At 57.2% G+C, this 15,644-nt stretch carries 11 protein-coding genes; 5 read left to right on the top strand and 6 right to left on the bottom strand.

What is annotated here, in order from left to right; translation table 11 throughout:
* Window positions 1–65 precede the first annotated feature (65 nt).
* From A8C75_RS21985 to A8C75_RS21970, 4 genes are all read left to right on the top strand, one after another.
* Window positions 66–356: a type II toxin-antitoxin system HigB family toxin gene (locus tag A8C75_RS21985; protein ID WP_227819986.1), complete on the top strand. Its 291-nt coding sequence runs from the start codon at window positions 66–68 to the stop codon at window positions 354–356.
* Between the two features lie 13 nt (window positions 357–369).
* Window positions 370–1,584, top strand: coding sequence for an ImmA/IrrE family metallo-endopeptidase (locus A8C75_RS21980; RefSeq protein ID WP_067386580.1), 1,215 nt, complete (start codon window positions 370–372; stop codon window positions 1,582–1,584).
* A gap of 194 nt (window positions 1,585–1,778) precedes the next feature.
* Entirely contained in the window at window positions 1,779–4,028 is a 2,250-nt protein-coding gene (locus tag A8C75_RS21975; RefSeq protein WP_067386578.1) for an McrB family protein, read from the top strand.
* Complete coding sequence (locus tag A8C75_RS21970) at window positions 4,025–5,626, top strand: nuclease domain-containing protein (RefSeq protein ID WP_067386576.1); 1,602 nt, start codon at window positions 4,025–4,027, stop codon at window positions 5,624–5,626. The genes A8C75_RS21975 and A8C75_RS21970 overlap by 4 nt, the downstream gene beginning before the upstream one ends.
* Window positions 5,627–5,678: 52 nt before the next feature.
* On the opposite strand, the gene A8C75_RS21965 is transcribed toward A8C75_RS21970, so the two are convergent.
* The 5 genes from A8C75_RS21965 to A8C75_RS21945 all read right to left on the bottom strand — a co-directional run bounded on the left by A8C75_RS21965 (window position 5,679) and on the right by A8C75_RS21945 (window position 13,104).
* Entirely contained in the window at window positions 5,679–9,764 is a 4,086-nt protein-coding gene (locus tag A8C75_RS21965; RefSeq protein ID WP_067386574.1) for a PIN domain-containing protein, read from the bottom strand.
* Between the two features lie 190 nt (window positions 9,765–9,954).
* The gene (locus A8C75_RS21960) at window positions 9,955–10,248 is read right to left on the bottom strand and encodes a hypothetical protein (protein WP_067386573.1); all 294 of its coding nucleotides are present in this window, start codon (window positions 10,246–10,248) and stop codon (window positions 9,955–9,957) included.
* Window positions 10,249–10,698: 450 nt separating this feature from the next.
* A complete protein-coding gene (gene mepA, locus A8C75_RS21955) occupies window positions 10,699–11,562 on the bottom strand; it encodes a penicillin-insensitive murein endopeptidase (protein ID WP_227819985.1) in 864 nt (287 codons plus the stop codon).
* A gap of 165 nt (window positions 11,563–11,727) precedes the next feature.
* Window positions 11,728–12,558, bottom strand: a complete 831-nt coding sequence (locus tag A8C75_RS21950; RefSeq protein ID WP_067386565.1) for a DUF6880 family protein — start codon at window positions 12,556–12,558, stop codon at window positions 11,728–11,730.
* A gap of 75 nt (window positions 12,559–12,633) precedes the next feature.
* Window positions 12,634–13,104, bottom strand: coding sequence for a DUF6880 family protein (locus tag A8C75_RS21945; protein WP_157890349.1), 471 nt, complete (start codon window positions 13,102–13,104; stop codon window positions 12,634–12,636).
* Between the two features lie 220 nt (window positions 13,105–13,324).
* On the opposite strand from A8C75_RS21945, the gene A8C75_RS21940 reads away from it, so the two are divergent.
* Window positions 13,325–14,503, top strand: a complete 1,179-nt coding sequence (locus A8C75_RS21940) for a gamma-butyrobetaine dioxygenase (protein WP_067386561.1) — start codon at window positions 13,325–13,327, stop codon at window positions 14,501–14,503.
* Here the strand turns inward: A8C75_RS21940 and A8C75_RS21935 are convergent.
* Complete coding sequence (locus A8C75_RS21935; RefSeq protein ID WP_084784197.1) at window positions 14,500–15,582, bottom strand: GlxA family transcriptional regulator; 1,083 nt, start codon at window positions 15,580–15,582, stop codon at window positions 14,500–14,502. The two genes, A8C75_RS21940 and A8C75_RS21935, sit on opposite strands and share 4 nt — an antisense overlap.
* Window positions 15,583–15,644 lie beyond the last annotated feature (62 nt).

Raw genomic sequence — 15,644 nt, 5'->3', positions numbered from 1 at the left:
GGAACTAATAGTTCCCATTTTGGGAATTATAGCTATACTTCCCTTGCCGGGAAATCGAGGGCGGCATGGGCATGAAGGTCTTAGGACGAGACAAGCTTACAAAGTTCTGGGCCCGGCATGCCAATGCAAAGAAAGCGTTGGAGGCCTGGTTCAGTGAGGCGGAGAACGCCACCTGGCAAACATCGCACGATATCAAGGATCGATTCGGGAGTGCGGATTTCCTCGCAGACAACCGCGTTATCTTCAATATCAAGGGCAATCATTACCGTCTGGTCGTGAAGATACGCTACCAGAACGGCATTGTTGTGGTCGAATGGGTCGGAACCCATGCCGAGTATGACAAGCAGAGTTTTTAGGCAGGAGTCGGCGATGAGCCACATCAAACTGATCAAAACAGATCTGGAACACGAGCAGGCGCTTGAACGCCTGATGAGCCTGATGGATCTTGACCTTGAGGCTGGCAGCCCTGAAGCAGACGAACTGGATGTGCTGGCGTTGCTGATCGAGCGCTTTGAACAGGAGCGCTACCCCATCGATCTGCCCGACCCTGTCGAGGCCATCAAGTTTCGGATGGAGCAGCAGGGGTTGACCCGAAAGGACCTGGTGCCCTTTATCGGCTCGGCATCCAAGGTATCCGAAGTCCTTAATGGCAAGCGTACACTGAGCCTGAATATGATCCGCAAGCTCAGCGATGGACTGGGCATTGCTGCTGATGTACTGATCAGGGAACCGGCTCAAAAGTGCGTGAGCGAGCACGAGATTGACTGGCAGGCGTTCCCGTTGTCGGAGATGCGCAAGCGAGGGTACTTCGAGGGCTTCACCGGACCGTTGCAAGAGTTGCGTGAGTATGCGGCCGAGCAGGTAGGACAGTACCTGTCGGGCATAAAAGAAGGTTTCTCACTGCAGCCAGCGCTGCTGCGCACCAGTGCCCACCTGCGGTCCAACGACAAAGAAACGGATCCCTATGCCCTCTGGGCCTGGCAGGTGAAAGTCCTGAAGTTGGCACAGAAGGATCAACTGGAAGCAGCCTATCAGCCAGGCACTGTAAACCTGGAGTTCATGCGCAGACTGGCGCAGGAGTCGTGGTCGGACCAGGGACCGCTGATTGCCAAAGAATATCTGAACAAGCATGGCATCCATCTGGTCACTGAACCGCACCTGCCGAAAACCTACCTGGATGGCGCTGTGTGCAAAACCGATGATGGGCGGCCGGTCATCGCGATGACACTGCGACATGATCGGCTGGATAACTTTTGGTTCACGCTTATGCACGAGCTGGCGCATATCGCGCTGCATCTGGATGGTTCAGAGACCTGGTTTATAGACGACCTGGATGCGTCGGTTGCCGACCCGATGGAGCAGGAGGCCGATGAGCTCGCGCAGGAAGCTCTCGTGCCTGCAGAGTACTGGTTGCCCGCAAGCTTTCTTGATACGAGCGCTATCGCTGATGCCGCGCAAAGACTCAATATCAGTCCCTGCATACTGGCAGGTCGCATGCGGCACGAATCCGGGGATCATCTGCTTTTCGGTCCTCTGTACCGAGACAAGGTGAGAACATTGTTTGAATCAGGGGCGGACTGCTGAGCAGCTTTTAGCAATAATCAATCGCACCTACAAAAGAAGGTGAGGACGAAAGTCTATAAACATCAGCTAATTACAATTACTAGGCTTAGGTAAATTTGTCACGCTTAGTAATGGGATCGTAGCTATTGGGCAGGATGTCCCGACTGCCGGACTAGAATGGAGCTCGACAACAGATTCGATAAAGGAACTTCGATATGCCCCTTGATCTGACTCAGGATGAAACGCTCAAGCAGGCGCTTCAAGCCATCGAGCCGCGCAAGAAGAACCCCAAGTGGCTCGCTGCTCTGGACGAGTTTCTGCCGTATGTGCAGCAGGCTGATCTGGCAACTCGTAGCAGTCGTGAGTTCCATCAGAAGCTCTGGGAAGACAATCCGGTTAGCGGTGTCGGAATGGGGACGGTCGACATCACTAGCGCCCTGGATGACGCAGGCTTCCGACAATGGCTGGCTGAGGCGTCGTTGGCGCCGTTACCGGAGACGGTTGAAGAGCGGGTTAGCCATTTCAAGAACCTGCATAACGAGTTGGCCACGCGCTTGAAGGACTTCTCCAGCCGTACCCCTTGGGTGAAGATATTTCGTGTACTTGCCGCATTCTTCCCGCGTTACTTTAGCACCATTACATACAGCCGAATGTCACTGGAATGCCACAAGGCACTGTTTGGCCCACAAGGTAGTCGTGACTCTATAGTGGTCCAGGCTGAGCTAATGATCCGTCTTGAGCAGATCCTGGGCGTTTGCCAAGACGACTTTGGTGAGCTGGCGGAACGGATGACGCTGCCATGGTATCTATACGAAACCCATGTTTACGCCGCCAGTCGTGACAAGGAGACCGAAACCACCAGCCAGCAGGGAGGCATTCAACTCAAGCCGCTGCCGGCAATGCAACGCCGCAAGGGCTTCACCAGCATCAGGGGCGGTATAGCGACGCTGCTGAGTGCGATCAGCTTTGTGGAGACGGGGGTCAGTCGTGAGGAGCTGATGGATCATCTGCGAGCGGAATTTCCGGACCTGAAAGAGAGCTCTCTGCGTACCACTATCAACGTACTCAAGAACGAGTTCTACGTGATTCAGGAAAAGGACAACTCTTTCACGCCGACTACTCGGGGCGAGGTCTTTCTGGCGTCGAACGATCCACAGGAGCTGATACCGCTGATCATCACACGGACGCTGGGGGTCGATCATCTGCTGAAGTTGTTGCAGGAAGATCCCAGCCCTTCTTCTGAGCTGGTACTGAGGTTGCAGCAGGTCAATCCTGGCTGGACATCCGATTTCGGGCCCAGGGTCATTCTAAAATGGTTGAAGGACTTCGATTTGCTGCAGGCCGACAGCCTTGGGGTCTACAGCCTTACCGAGGCAGGCCGTTCCTGGGCCGAGCAGATAGACTGGGAACCCGAAAGCCTGCCACGCAATGATGCTGAAGAGGTGCCTGAAACGCTGTCTCCGAGCGTAACACTCGACATCGGGGCACTTGACCAGGCTGCTCTGCTTGAGGGCGTCACAGGTAAGACGGCATTCTCAAGGCATATCGTAAGCCAGCTGCATATCGGCCTTTGGGCACATCCCCGGCGTCACTTTGCAATCCTGGCGGGGTTGTCCGGTTCCGGCAAGACGCTGCTGGCAAAGCGCTATGGCGAGGCCCTTGCTGCGCAGTACTCTGAGACGCCCTCGCAGAACCTGTTTATCCAGGCCGTGCAGCCCGGCTGGTACGACCCGACGCCGCTCCTTGGCTATATCAACCCGCTGCAGCCAGACACCTATGTGCGCCCGCCGCTGCTCGACTTTCTGCTGCGTGCAGCACAGCACCCGGATCAGCCCTTTACGGTAATTCTGGACGAGATGAACCTCTCCCACCCCGAGCAGTATTTCGCGCCGGTGCTGTCGGCGATGGAGTCGGGCGACCAGCTGAGGCTGCACAACGAAGGTGATGCGTTCGATGGCGTACCCGATACCATCGCCTACCCGGCCAATGTAGCTTTTGTCGGTACCGTCAATATGGATGAAACTACCCATGGCCTGTCGGACAAGGTGCTGGACCGGGCATTTACGCTGGAATTCTGGGATATCGACCTCACCAGCTATCCAAACTGGGGAGGTCATGGCCTGGGGGTTGATCAGGTCAAGCATACCCAGGACTGCCTGCAGGCCCTGGCAGAGGTGCTGTCCCCCATGCGGCTGCATTTCGGCTGGCGTACTGTCGAAGACGTGCTGACCTACCTTGCATTAGCGAGCAAGAACAATGGCTATGGCTTTGCGGTCATGCTGGACGATGTGATCTACGCCCGGGTGTTGCCGAAGCTGAGAGGATCGGAAAGCGCACGACTGCACGATACCCTGCAGCGCACGATGGCGGTGCTGGAGGAGCATGGCCTGAGTCGGAGCAGGGCCAAGGTAGCTAGCCTCAGGAACGACCTGGCAGAATCCGGCATGATGCGGTTCTGGCGGTGAACTCCAGCCTCAGTGTCTATGAGGCTCGCAAGGGCGATCTGGTGCTTATTGGTGAGATGCTGGAGGACGGTTGCCTGTACGGGCTGCATGAGGGGCGCAGTTACCGTATCCGCATAGATCAGTCAGATGCGCAGCTATTCGTCGACGATGCACCACTCAGCAAGGATCCGACCGGGCTTTACTGGTGCTGGGAGCCCGGCTTTTTTGCCGGCGAGGTGGTGGCTGAGCTAGAGCTGCCTGGGCAGCGCGATCCGTGGCGCTTTCGTCTCGAGGTATCGCCTCATCAGAACAAAACTGGCAAAGCACAGTACTTGGAGTATATCGAGCAGATCGCGGATTATGATATCGATCTGCTGATGGGTGCGGAGCCCGGCCGTACGGGCCTTGGCGGCCACTCCTGTGACCTGCAGCTGTGGATCCGCTACGTTCGGTTGCGCAGTTTCATTACGCGCTACCTGGCGGCATTGAGAACCGTTGCCGAGCGTCCGGTGGTGCGCCTCAGTCATCGCCGGGAACAGGTGCCAATACAACTGGCCCGGCGGGTCGATAATCAGAGTATCCGCCGTCTTGCCGCGAATCCGCAGCTCCTGAGTGCCATTGCCCGGCAGCAGGGCAATGCTGGTGCGGTTGTACTGGACGATAATCGCCTCGACGTGCCTTTCATCGAACCCACCCTCGACAACCCAGCCAACCGGCTCATGGCCGGGCAGCTCAGCGACGTGCTGCGCCTGACGGTCTGGTTGACCGAGCGTTTGACGAGTTTGCGGCTGAGCCCGAGTGATACCCAGACCGATCTCGCTGCCCGGCTGCCACGGCGGGCCGCGTTTCTGAGCGCTACGCACAAGCGCTTGCTGAAACTGTCCCGCAGCCAGCCGTTTAGTGGCGCCAGGCAAACTTGGGGCGATGTGGCTGGCCTCAATGCGGTTTCCGGCCACCCGCATTATGACTTGGCCTATCGCCTCGGTACTCGGATACTCCGTAACGGGTTGTCCGAACAGACTGTCGACGAGCAGCACTATTTGGCCCCGACCTGGCAGGTATACGAGAACTGGTGCTTCGTTGTGTTGGCGCAGGCGCTGGAAGGGCAATTGCCAGAGTTCAAATGGCGACTGCGCAAAGGCGCCAGTTACGCAGATCGACTGCTCGAAGGAGCTTGCGGTGCTGCGAGAATACGACTCTATTTCCAGCTGACCTGCCCATCGCTGGGTAACACTAACAGTCACGGGTACTGCTCCATCAGCCGCGAGCGACGCCCTGACCTAGTGTTGGAGTACAAGTACAACGACGAGATTCGATATCTATGTCTGGACAGCAAGTACACCGCATCAAGAGCCGGCATCCTCGACGCGATGGCATCGGCCCACGTCTATCACGATTCGATCCGCGGTAACGGCCAGGCGCCAGTGATATCTGCACTGCTGGTGCCGGCGAACCAGGGTGCTGAACTGCTGGAACAGCAAGACTACTTCGATAACCACGGTGTAGGGGTCTATCGTTTGTTTGAGCGCAGTCAGGCGAATAGGCTGGTGGGGGGGCTGATCGAAAAACTTGAACTGCGGCTAGCGACCGCCGTGGTATCGGCTGTCGTGACCAGTTGAAGAGCAAGCAAGTTGTTGGTCGTGTCCGGACGCATACCCTCGCCCCGTAGGTCTACTGGTCGATCAGGTAGGCGGCAGCAGCGCTAGTAACGGAATCCTCACCAGTGATTGTTTGGTTGTCTGGCGTCAACGGCGCGGAGTGAGTATCCATGGTATCGTCCACAGGCTCAGGGACATCACCGTCAAATATTAAGCTTGGAGGCGTCGTCCCCATTAGCACCTTGAGTTTGATGGCCCGGCGACGAGGTGGCTGCGTTGCCAAAGTGAACGCGGAATCGATTGTATCGAGCAGGAGTTTCCTTATGGTTTCGTACCTTACTCGACGCGTTCTCGACATAATGGGGCAGGGAAAATCAGGCCCTGCCTGGATTGAGGCTATATCGTCGGCGAAACTGTCTGCTCTTAGACGCAACTCCTGAGCGTTACACCGTGGGTGACGTAAAGTTGCTTCGACAACGTGGCTGAGCAGTTCCAAAAACGCCTTGAGCTGTGTTCTGTGTCCCGCCTGAAGCTCCAGAAATTCGAAAAGAATGGTAGCGGCACCCTGCAGTTCGGTATTTGGATTGGCGAGAAAGTTTTTAAAACGCTGAAGCCCTTTTCGGAGGAAGGCTCCTCCCTGCGAGCACATCAGCAATAGGTCGTACGCCCCTAGCGAGATAAAGTCGCGATTTGCAACGAACTCTTGAACGGACGCTATGTGGTAAGCCCGAGCCATGATCGAGTCTTGCTTTGCTGCTTGATATAGCAAAACCTGCGGCCAAACCGTGTATATCTCTAAGATTTCCACGACCATCTGGGCCAGGCGTCCATCCACTGTTAGCAAGGTGGCGTCTCGTTCTGCTGCCAATAACACGGCTGAATACTCTTCTTCAGCCAAAACGCTGTCGAAATTGTGCAGCTTCGGTGGCAGGGTTTGTGGGCCATAGGCGGGGACCACTTCACAATACTCGTGAACCGTGGCAACTATGTTCCTACAGTAGTCTATCCGTCGTTCCCTGTCTTTTTCAGTGAACTCTATGTACTGCATGGAATCTCCAGCATCGTATACTTGGCCGCTACTCCGCTCTGATTGAGCCTCCTCCAGCTTTGATTCCAGTAATGCGAGGGTTTGATTCGAGCAATAGACCTTGGGCAGCACCGCCAGCGCCCTTTGGCATCTCAGCCACACCAATTCAGCTAGGGTGGCCGCGTCAACCACATATGAGGCGTCTTCGCGCTCTAGAAGTGTTATTGCCGCTTGGCGCCCATCTATCGTGCCGGAACACACGAAGAGCGGAACATCATCGCTGGACCAGCCATTTACGATGTCGACGACGTTCCTGTTCAGGAGTAGGGATAGTATCCCCAGTGTGAGAGGTCCCTCTCCATAGCTTCTAAATACTGTATTGATGTGCTCGGTCTGCCTTTTCAGCATCGCATGCATGTGTGAAAAATCGGTCCCTTGTTTAGTGCGAGCGATGGGTACCGACGCGATGACCGCATCGCTTGTTAGCGACGTTCTAAACTTGCCTTCTGCCACCTGCAGCAAATATCGATACACCGATGTAATTGCCTGAACGCGATACTTCCTATAGGTGCCAAATGGCCCTGGATGTTCGATGACGTCGCCAACCTCGGCCCCGAGGAGCCAATCAACTTCTGGGCTTTCTGCTGAATAGAAGCTATCGCGGGCCGGAAGAGGGGCTGTGTTCTGCGGGTCTATTGCTACAGTAATGATGTCACCATACTCCGGCTCTAGGCGTACGGCCGTGCCTTCTGTGACGGAGGGCAATACTTCTTCCATATCGGTGAGGTCGGCGGGTGCCATGACAATACCCATGAAATAGCAGGTGGCTGCCTCAAGCTCGTCTAGGTGCTGGCGGAAAAGCCGGTACAGCCGCTTCATACCTGATAGCGGCAGACCGTATTTAATTTCAAGAGCCGCTATCTGAGTGATTTGCGTATGTGTACCTTCGAGGGCTTCAGGAAGTCCCGCCAGTGTCAGATGGAAACGGTGTAACTTTTTCGTTTTGAGGTCGAGCGAGAGCCGCAGCAACCATCCCCCAGCGACGTTCGGTGAGCGTTCGCACTGAACCTCTGCGAGGGGATCGAGTAACTCGAAATCGGCAGCGATCTGCCCCAGTTCCAGCGCCAGACTGCGTAACTGGTCATCGGCCGCCCAGTCTCCGGGCAACGACCGAACCAGTTCGAGGGCCCTGCGTCGTTCTCCACTTTTGACAAAGCACGCGAGCAAGCGAGCGTGCAGAAAAGAACGCTGCCCTTTATCCGCGAAGCGTTCATAGTACTGTGAGGCTTCTCGGTAGCGACCCACCATGTAGAGCAGTTCTGCCACATGCAAGACATCTGGGCCTGGACTACCGTCGTCCAGCAACTCGATGGCGTGAGACACTGTGGCGTCACACTCGGCTTCTTCGCCGGCGCGGTGGAGGATCTGGGCTGCACCGCAGACCAGTGGCAAGCTGTCGGACGTGCTGACGTTCGCCTGTTTGACTTCGAGGATGGCTTGCTCTCTGCCATCTCGGGACCACCAGAGCGCATCCCATTTTAACGCGACTATAAGACTTTCCGTCTCATAATCGAGAAAAGGTAATCCCGCTACTGTTTTCGCAACGGCATTCATAAGATCAATGTCACCGGAATGGGCTGCGGCTTCCGCAACCAGGAAGAGCGACTCTTTGTCGAGACTGGCTAGCCAGTCTCGACCATCCCGCAGTAGCTCATCGATCCGGTTCAGGCATCGATAGGCCTCCAGTGCAACTCGTTTCAATCTTGGAGACAGCATGTCCGCGCTTCGGGCTTCATCGAACAGGTCCAAGGTATCACCCGGTCGGTTTAGGACAATGTAGGCGAACCCTAAGTGCGCTGCGGCGTCTTCCCGGCCTTCGGGGATTTGAACCGGCCAAAGCCGCTCTTGTCGTGGGGTTAGTTGGGCCACAGCTTGATCGAGTGCAGAGATTTGGTCCGCTGGAAGTAAGCCATAATGACACCTGATGGGATCCGTGGTCGCCGCTTCGAGCGTAAGTGCCAGAGCTACTCTCCTCACGAAGAAACCGGCGTCGGGGTTCTCAAGAGCTCGGCGTATCAGTGCGATGGCGCCATCTAAATCGCCAGCTTGCTGCCGAGATATGGCAACAAGCTGGAGCACATCGCAGTTGTCGCGAATAGCGACGGGTGCATCGGTTATTCCAAGGTGCTTGCCAGTAAGCATTTTGGCATTGGCGTACGCCAGCCAGACGTGTGCGGAGGCCGGAAAGGACTCCAATGCGCGTTCGCCTGCTTCGATCGCCGTCGGAATGTCACCTCGAAGAAGCTGGCCGCGAATGCCGGCTGCAGCCATTTTTTCATCATCGGGGTAAAGCTCCGCCCCCTTCAAAAAATCGGCTGAGGCCGAGGCGTCATCACCTAGCTGCCAGGTGCAGATCCCTCGTTGCACGTACCATCGGGCCTTTTGATGGTCGTCAAATACCTCGAAGGTTGACGCTAATCGGTTTATATCATCTAAGGCGTCACGAAATTGGCACTGTTTAAGCCGTTCATTGACGGCATCTAGTTGATTAGAGAGGTACGACCCTACGGCTTCTGGGCGGCTGCCTGGCAGGCCAGATACAACGTCGAGCAATGATTGCATGCTCTTCATTTGGACCATTAGCGCAACACTGCTCTCTTCCTGGCGAGAAAACATAGCCCCTGGGGCATTGGGGGCGTAGTCTCGCTGGAGCTCGCCGCTCTTTCGTATGTAGCGACAGAGATCGTTCCAGAACTGGACGATGACAGGGAATCCGCTCGCTTTGACTCGTTGATCCGAGAGGTCCTGTACTTCCCGAATTAGCTTTACGTCGCTCTCTGCTGTGGTGGCGACGATGAGTTTAGCGATAGGCACATTGGCCTTATCTGCACGTTCGATTTCGGTGACGACGTGTTTGAGCTTCAATGCGCCGTCTACGTACCGCTTGCACTGGATGCCAATGCGGCCCTGGGCTGAATCCACGAAGACATCAATACCGGCCTGCGCTTGCCCTCTGCGACCGTTGAGAGTGGGGGTTTTGTCGTCGTACACATCACCGTAAATGTTCGCACACATGTCCTCGAAAGCTGATTCGTCCGTGGGCTTCGTGATCTCGAATTGAACGGTGTGCATCCTTGCTCCTTGTTGTGACTGGATTTTGACTTCCGCTTAAGGCCACCAGCGTACTTCGAATTCTCCTTTACGTTAACACTAGGGGGCATCATTCGAGTATAAGCGGATGCAACTGCATCCGCGGGCGCCTGATCAGCGATGTACAGCTGGCCGGTAAACTCTGACGTTAACTGGCGTGTGAGGCGATCGCTTATTTTGTGTACTTCCAAGTTCGGGCGCTGGTTTTACCTGCGAGCCCTGTCATGACGCTACCCTGCAAACGCCCACCGCTTTTGGCTTTGCCTCCTTTGCGCCGCTTTTTGTGGGCCTGCTTCCGCAAGCGCTGCTTCATACGAAGGACCAGGGAGTGCAGATATGCATTGCTGCGCATCAGCGCGTTGAGCTCAGCGCTTGCGCGTTCGTCTCCATTGAGAACCTTCCGTGCCAGGCGATTCGCCAGCTTCTGAATTTGAATCTTTTGTTCCGGCGTGAGCTTTTTGGACATCGTTGTCACCTTATTTCCCTATAAGAGTTCGACGTGATCGGATACGCGAGCGGAGGTATCAGACCTGAAACGACATTCATCCTTCACAATCTAGCAGAGCTGCAGGGCATCGACCGAGAGGTTGGTTGTGCCCGGCCTCCGGGCCCGAGTCCAGTGGTACCAGTTCCTGATTCTTTGTCAGACTTGATGTGTCGTGTCGGCCAGCTGATTGATCTGCAGCATGTGCAGCTTCGGTTTGACTCCAGCGAACCTGGATGCTGGTGGCTCGGGAGCACTGTAAATCTAACTTGCTGGTAACCAAATCGGTAACCGTTCTTCGACTTTGAGCGACTCTGGTCCTCATAAGCCTTGTCATTACTGGATTCTGTACTTTGGATAGGTATACAAATTCAGAATATTGAGTAGTTCTCCTGGTGTTACGCCTCGGTTACAAGAGCTGTTGTCCTGTATTCAGGGAGCGCGCAATACCTGGGTGCACTGCTGCGGCATTGGTGGCGGCGTGGGTTTGGGGGTTACTTGTGGCTTTGGCGGTGCCGTACCGCGCAGTTGGGCGTAGAACTCGTCGCTGAACCACCAGTCCAGATCGTCGCCACAGGGTGCGTTGAGCACCGGCTGCTGTGGCACGCAGTTTTTGTCGCCGGCAGGGCAGGCCAGACGCACATGGAAATGATAGTTGTGTCCCCACCATGGGCGTATTTTGCGCAGCCAAGCGTTAGCGTTGCCGGCACTAGCGCACAGCTCGCGCTTGATGGTGGGATGAACAAAGATTCGCTCGACCCTGGGATCTTCAGAGGCCAGGCGCAGTATGCGTGGGGTTCTCTGATCCCAGTTCGCCTCGATCAGGCGGTGCGCCTTTGCATCGGCGAGGGGGACTGCTGCGATATTGTCGCGCTCCCACGGAGTCAGTGGGCGAGTGAGTGCTCGCTCATCCTGCGAGTACCAGATATCCGCATCCAGCCCCAGCTGGTGGCTGCGGTGGCCGTAGCTGAAAGGGCCGCCACGGGCCATGGACATATCGCCTATCTGCAGCTGGCCAAGACCCTGCTGCGCCACCTGGGTGGAAAAGTCCTTCAGGAAACCGATCAAGGCCGGATTGCCGTAATGGCGATCACGTCCGGTGCGCATAAGCTGGAAACCCTCGCCGCGAAGCGGCATTTGCTCGGCGCCGCTGAGGCAGCCATTGGTGTACTGGCCAATGCTCGCGGAAGGCTGCGAGGACGGTGCCTTGACGCCTTCCCAGAGATTGGCGGCACTGGCTGCAGCGCCGCTGAGTACTAGGGCGCCGCCGACGAGTATCGAGTAAAGGGGTTTCATAAGCATAAGCGCTCTAGTGCCGGGTCCAGGCTCACAGTATAGGGCTGCATCTAACGCGTCTGAAAACGGGAACTGTTCCAGGCAGGAGCCCCCGCTGTTAGACGCGGATTAAGGGCCGTGTTTGACGATGTGATCAACGAGACGGGAAGCCGTAATCCTTGGCGCCTATTCGGCCTGCCGCCAGAACGAGGACTTGCGGCCGTGTTTTTCGCGCAGCGCCCCCTCGAAACCCGCCCGGTCAGAAAAAGGATGGTAGTTCGAAATGTCGGCATCAAGCTGGCTAAGGTTTTTGTAGTAGCGGGCCGCGTGACCGTAGGCCTTGCTGCGGCTGTTGTCGAGTATGTCTTCCAGCAGGGTACGGTAGCAGATCGCCGCCGCCAGGGCGTGGCCGCTGTGGCTGAAGGTCTGCGCCCACCGTGCCAGGGTGTTGTAGCCCACAGAATCCAGGCTGTCGGCCCGCTCCAGTGCTGTCTTGGCCGCCAGATCCTGTGCATCCAGTGCGATCAGGGTCGCAATGGCGGTGTAGAGACTGCCGGCTGCCAGCGCCCTGTCGATAGCGCCGTCGCGCACGGCGTCTTTTTCGTGCTCAGGCAGCACGTCCAGCAGGGCCTGCAATTTGTCGAAGCTGGGGTCGGCCTCATAGGCGCTGCGCCTCAGGCTGATCAGCTCGTAGGTCTGGCCGAGCAGCGACAGGGTTTTGTCGAGCAGGCGTCCATGGTCGGATGCGAAACGGGCGCTCCAGGGCTCCTGCAGCCATTTCAGCGCGCTCTGACCGTCGTCAACCGATAGGCAGAACTCAATAATACTGCGCTTTTGCTGCTCGTTTGGCTGCGGCGAGTGCAGCAGCGTTGCGCGTTCATACAGGCGGACGTCGCCGAGTGCCTCGGCGACCGCGGTCAGTCCCAGGGTCGCCTTGAACTCTGCATGGTTGTAAGGATCATCGCTGTCATCTTTACCCGCGGCACCTTTGATGTCTCCCTCGAAGCGCCAGGCCAACTGCGTGAGCTCCTTTTTGGATAGCAATGCCGAGGAGTTCGGTATCAGGTTGTCCCAGATGGCGTAGTCGTTGGCCTAAAAGCGGGCATAGATTTCCTGTGGCCAGTCGGTTTTGCAGCTGTTTGTCCGGCGCCATAGGGTCGCGGCATGCAGCCAAAGCTGGACCGCCTCCCGGTAGGCGTCGCCAATCGAACCGCTGGAATCGTCGGCGCGGTCAAAGCTGTTCGGGTGCGTGGCGCAAAACAGGTCTGCCAGCTCGAAGGCGACCTTTGGGGCCTGTTCAAGCAGAGGTTCTATATCCGTGACAATGGCTTCAAGCGTCAGGCTGAATCCGTGGCTTTCCCGGTAGGGAATAAAACGTCGGCCGCGCTTGATCGACTGGATACGTTTTTTGAGCGACCGGGCGAGCGCTGTCGGGTCGCTGCGCAGCAGCTGGCTTTCGATACGGTGATCGATGTCCGCGTGCCGGCCATGGATAGACTCGATGAGATCCGCGAGGCTGTCCACCGGCATGGATCTGAGTAAGTGTTTTAGCTCTGCGTTCAACAGACCGGCTCCTTTTGCTTGGGAGGCTGGACGAAAAGCCCGATGGTAACGGGTTGGCTTGCCGCCGTGAAGTAGTGTCTGTTTCCGGGTATTGCCTGCGCGGGTTGTCGTTTTGATGTCATTGATTGTCGATTGAGTGCCATCCTGACCGGGGCGCTTCGCCTTAAACTCGTGCAGAGGCTGTCGCCTGGGCAGCTGCAACGACGTTAGGAACAGAGACATGATCGACAACAGTGCTGCTTTTGAAACCGCAGGCTACGGCCGTTACCCTGTGTCCCATCTGCCGCTTCGCATCGAGACGGGCCCCGAGTCTCTGCGTCTGGTCTGGGACGATGGCCGCGAGAGTGAGTTCCACTATCTGTGGCTGCGGGACAACTGCCCCTGTGCGCAGTGCGTGTCGTCGCTTACGCGGGAGCAGCTGTTTGAGATCTGTGATGTACCGCTGTCCATCCGGCCAGAAACCGCGCAGCTGAACGGCGACTACCTGGAGGTTCAGTGGCAGGGCGACGGACACAGCAGCCGCTTTCACCCCGGCTGGTTGCGCACCCATTGCTACAGCGAGCAGGCGCGGGCCGGGCGGCAGTGGCAGCCCGAAATTTGGGACAAGGCCACGATCGAAGCCAGCCTGCCCAAATACGATTACGCCGACATGATGCAGGATGATGCGGTCTTGCTGTGCTGGCTGCGCAAGCTGCGTGATTGCGGTATTTCCCTGTTGCAAAATACCGATACAAGACCCGGCACTCTGCAGCAGGTGGCCGAGCGTATTTCCTTTATTCGGGAAACCAACTTCGGCACCCTGTTCGATGTGCGCTCCAAGCCCGATGCCAATACCGCGGCCTACACCACTTTGCGTCTGCCGCTGCATACGGATTTGCCGACACGGGAGCTGCAGCCAGGCCTGCAGTTTCTGCATTGTCTGGAAAATGACGCCAGCGGTGGCGAGTCGATTCTGGTAGATGGCTTTCGCATTGCCGAGCATATGCGTGAAGAATATCCCGACGACTTCGATGCCCTCAGCCGCCTGCCGATGGATTTCTACAACAAGGATCGCAACAGCGATTATCGTTTTCGCGGGCCTGCGCTGGTGCTCGATGGTCAGGGCACGGTGATCGAGGTGCGTTTTGCCAACTTCCTGCGCGGCCCGCTGGATGTGCCGGCCGACCAGGTGGTACGGCATTATCGCGCTTATAGCACCTTTATCCGCCTGACCCGCGAGCCCCGCTTCCAGTTTGAGTATCGCCTGGTGCCTGGCGACCTGCTGGTGTTCGACAATCGCCGTGTGCTGCATGCGCGCCGCGCGTTTGATTTGCAGCAGGGCCAGCGTCATCTGCAGGGCTGCTATGTCGATCGTGACGAACTGCTGTCTCGTATCCGGGTGCTGGAACGCAGCCTTTAATTCGCCGTCGCTCGGCGTTGCTCCCCCGGCGTCATGTCGAAATGACGCCGGTAGCTGCGACAGAAGTGCGATGCGGATACAAAGCCGCAGGCGCCGCCCACTTCGCTCACACTCAGATCCGTTTCCTGCAGCAGCTGCCGGGCCCGTTCGAGGCGCAGCTTCAGGTAATAGGCCGATGGTGATGCCTCGAGAAAACGCTGACACAGACGCTCCAGCTGACGCAGGGAGATAAAGGCGCTGCGGGCCAGGTCCGCCGGCGTCAGCGGCGTTTCGATATGCTGCTCCATCAGGCCCAGCACTCTGATCAGGCGTGGATGATGAATGTTGAGCTGTCGCGGCAGGCCGATGCGCTGTCGATCCGAGGGCGGGCGTATGCCGTTCTTGATGCACTGATCACAAATCTGCAGTGCCAGCGCGGTGCCCGATTGTTGCTGAATCAGGTGCAGCATCATGTCGGTGGCGGCTGTGCCGCCGGCGCAGGTAATACGGTTGCGGCCGATTTCGAACAGTTCCGGGCTGATCAGAATATCGGGGTAAATTTCCTGGAATGCCGGTACGGCTTCCCAGTGCAGCGTCACTCTGTGACCTTTGAGCAGACCTGCGCGGGCCAGCAGATGGCAGCCGGTATCCAGCGCGCCCAACAGGCTGTTGCGCCGGTTCAGGCGGCGTAGCCAGTCGACAGCTTCCGGGCTCTGGTGGCGTTCGGGGTGAAAGCTGGCATTGACGAACAGATTGCGCGGTGTGTCGACCGCATGCATGTCCTGATGCGTTTGCAGTGCCATCTGATTGCTGGCCACTACGGCCTGGCCGTTTTCGCTCAGGCACTGCCAACGATACAGTTCACGACCTGCCAGGCGGTTGGCGATGCGCAGCGGCTCTATGGCCGACAGCAGCGACACCATGGCGTATTCCGGCAATAACAGAAAGGAGACGGTGGTAACGCCATCATCATCGGGATGCAAAATGGGGGGCACAGTGGTCGCCACGGCAGGGCCTGCAAGTACCGGCGTCTTTGCGGTGGCTGAAGAGGTGCTGTGTGTGGCGGTTCTGGATTGGGTAGAGAGTACGGATGGGTGCATGTGAACTCCCTGTTATTCCCCGTCGATAAACGAAAAGAGCCGCCGAATCTTGAATCACGGCG

The organism is Marinobacterium aestuarii (genome assembly GCF_001651805.1).
Classification (GTDB): domain Bacteria; phylum Pseudomonadota; class Gammaproteobacteria; order Pseudomonadales; family Balneatricaceae; genus Marinobacterium_A; species Marinobacterium_A aestuarii.
Note: the sequence above shows the minus strand (reverse complement) of the source record. Positions and strands in the feature narration are given on the sequence as shown.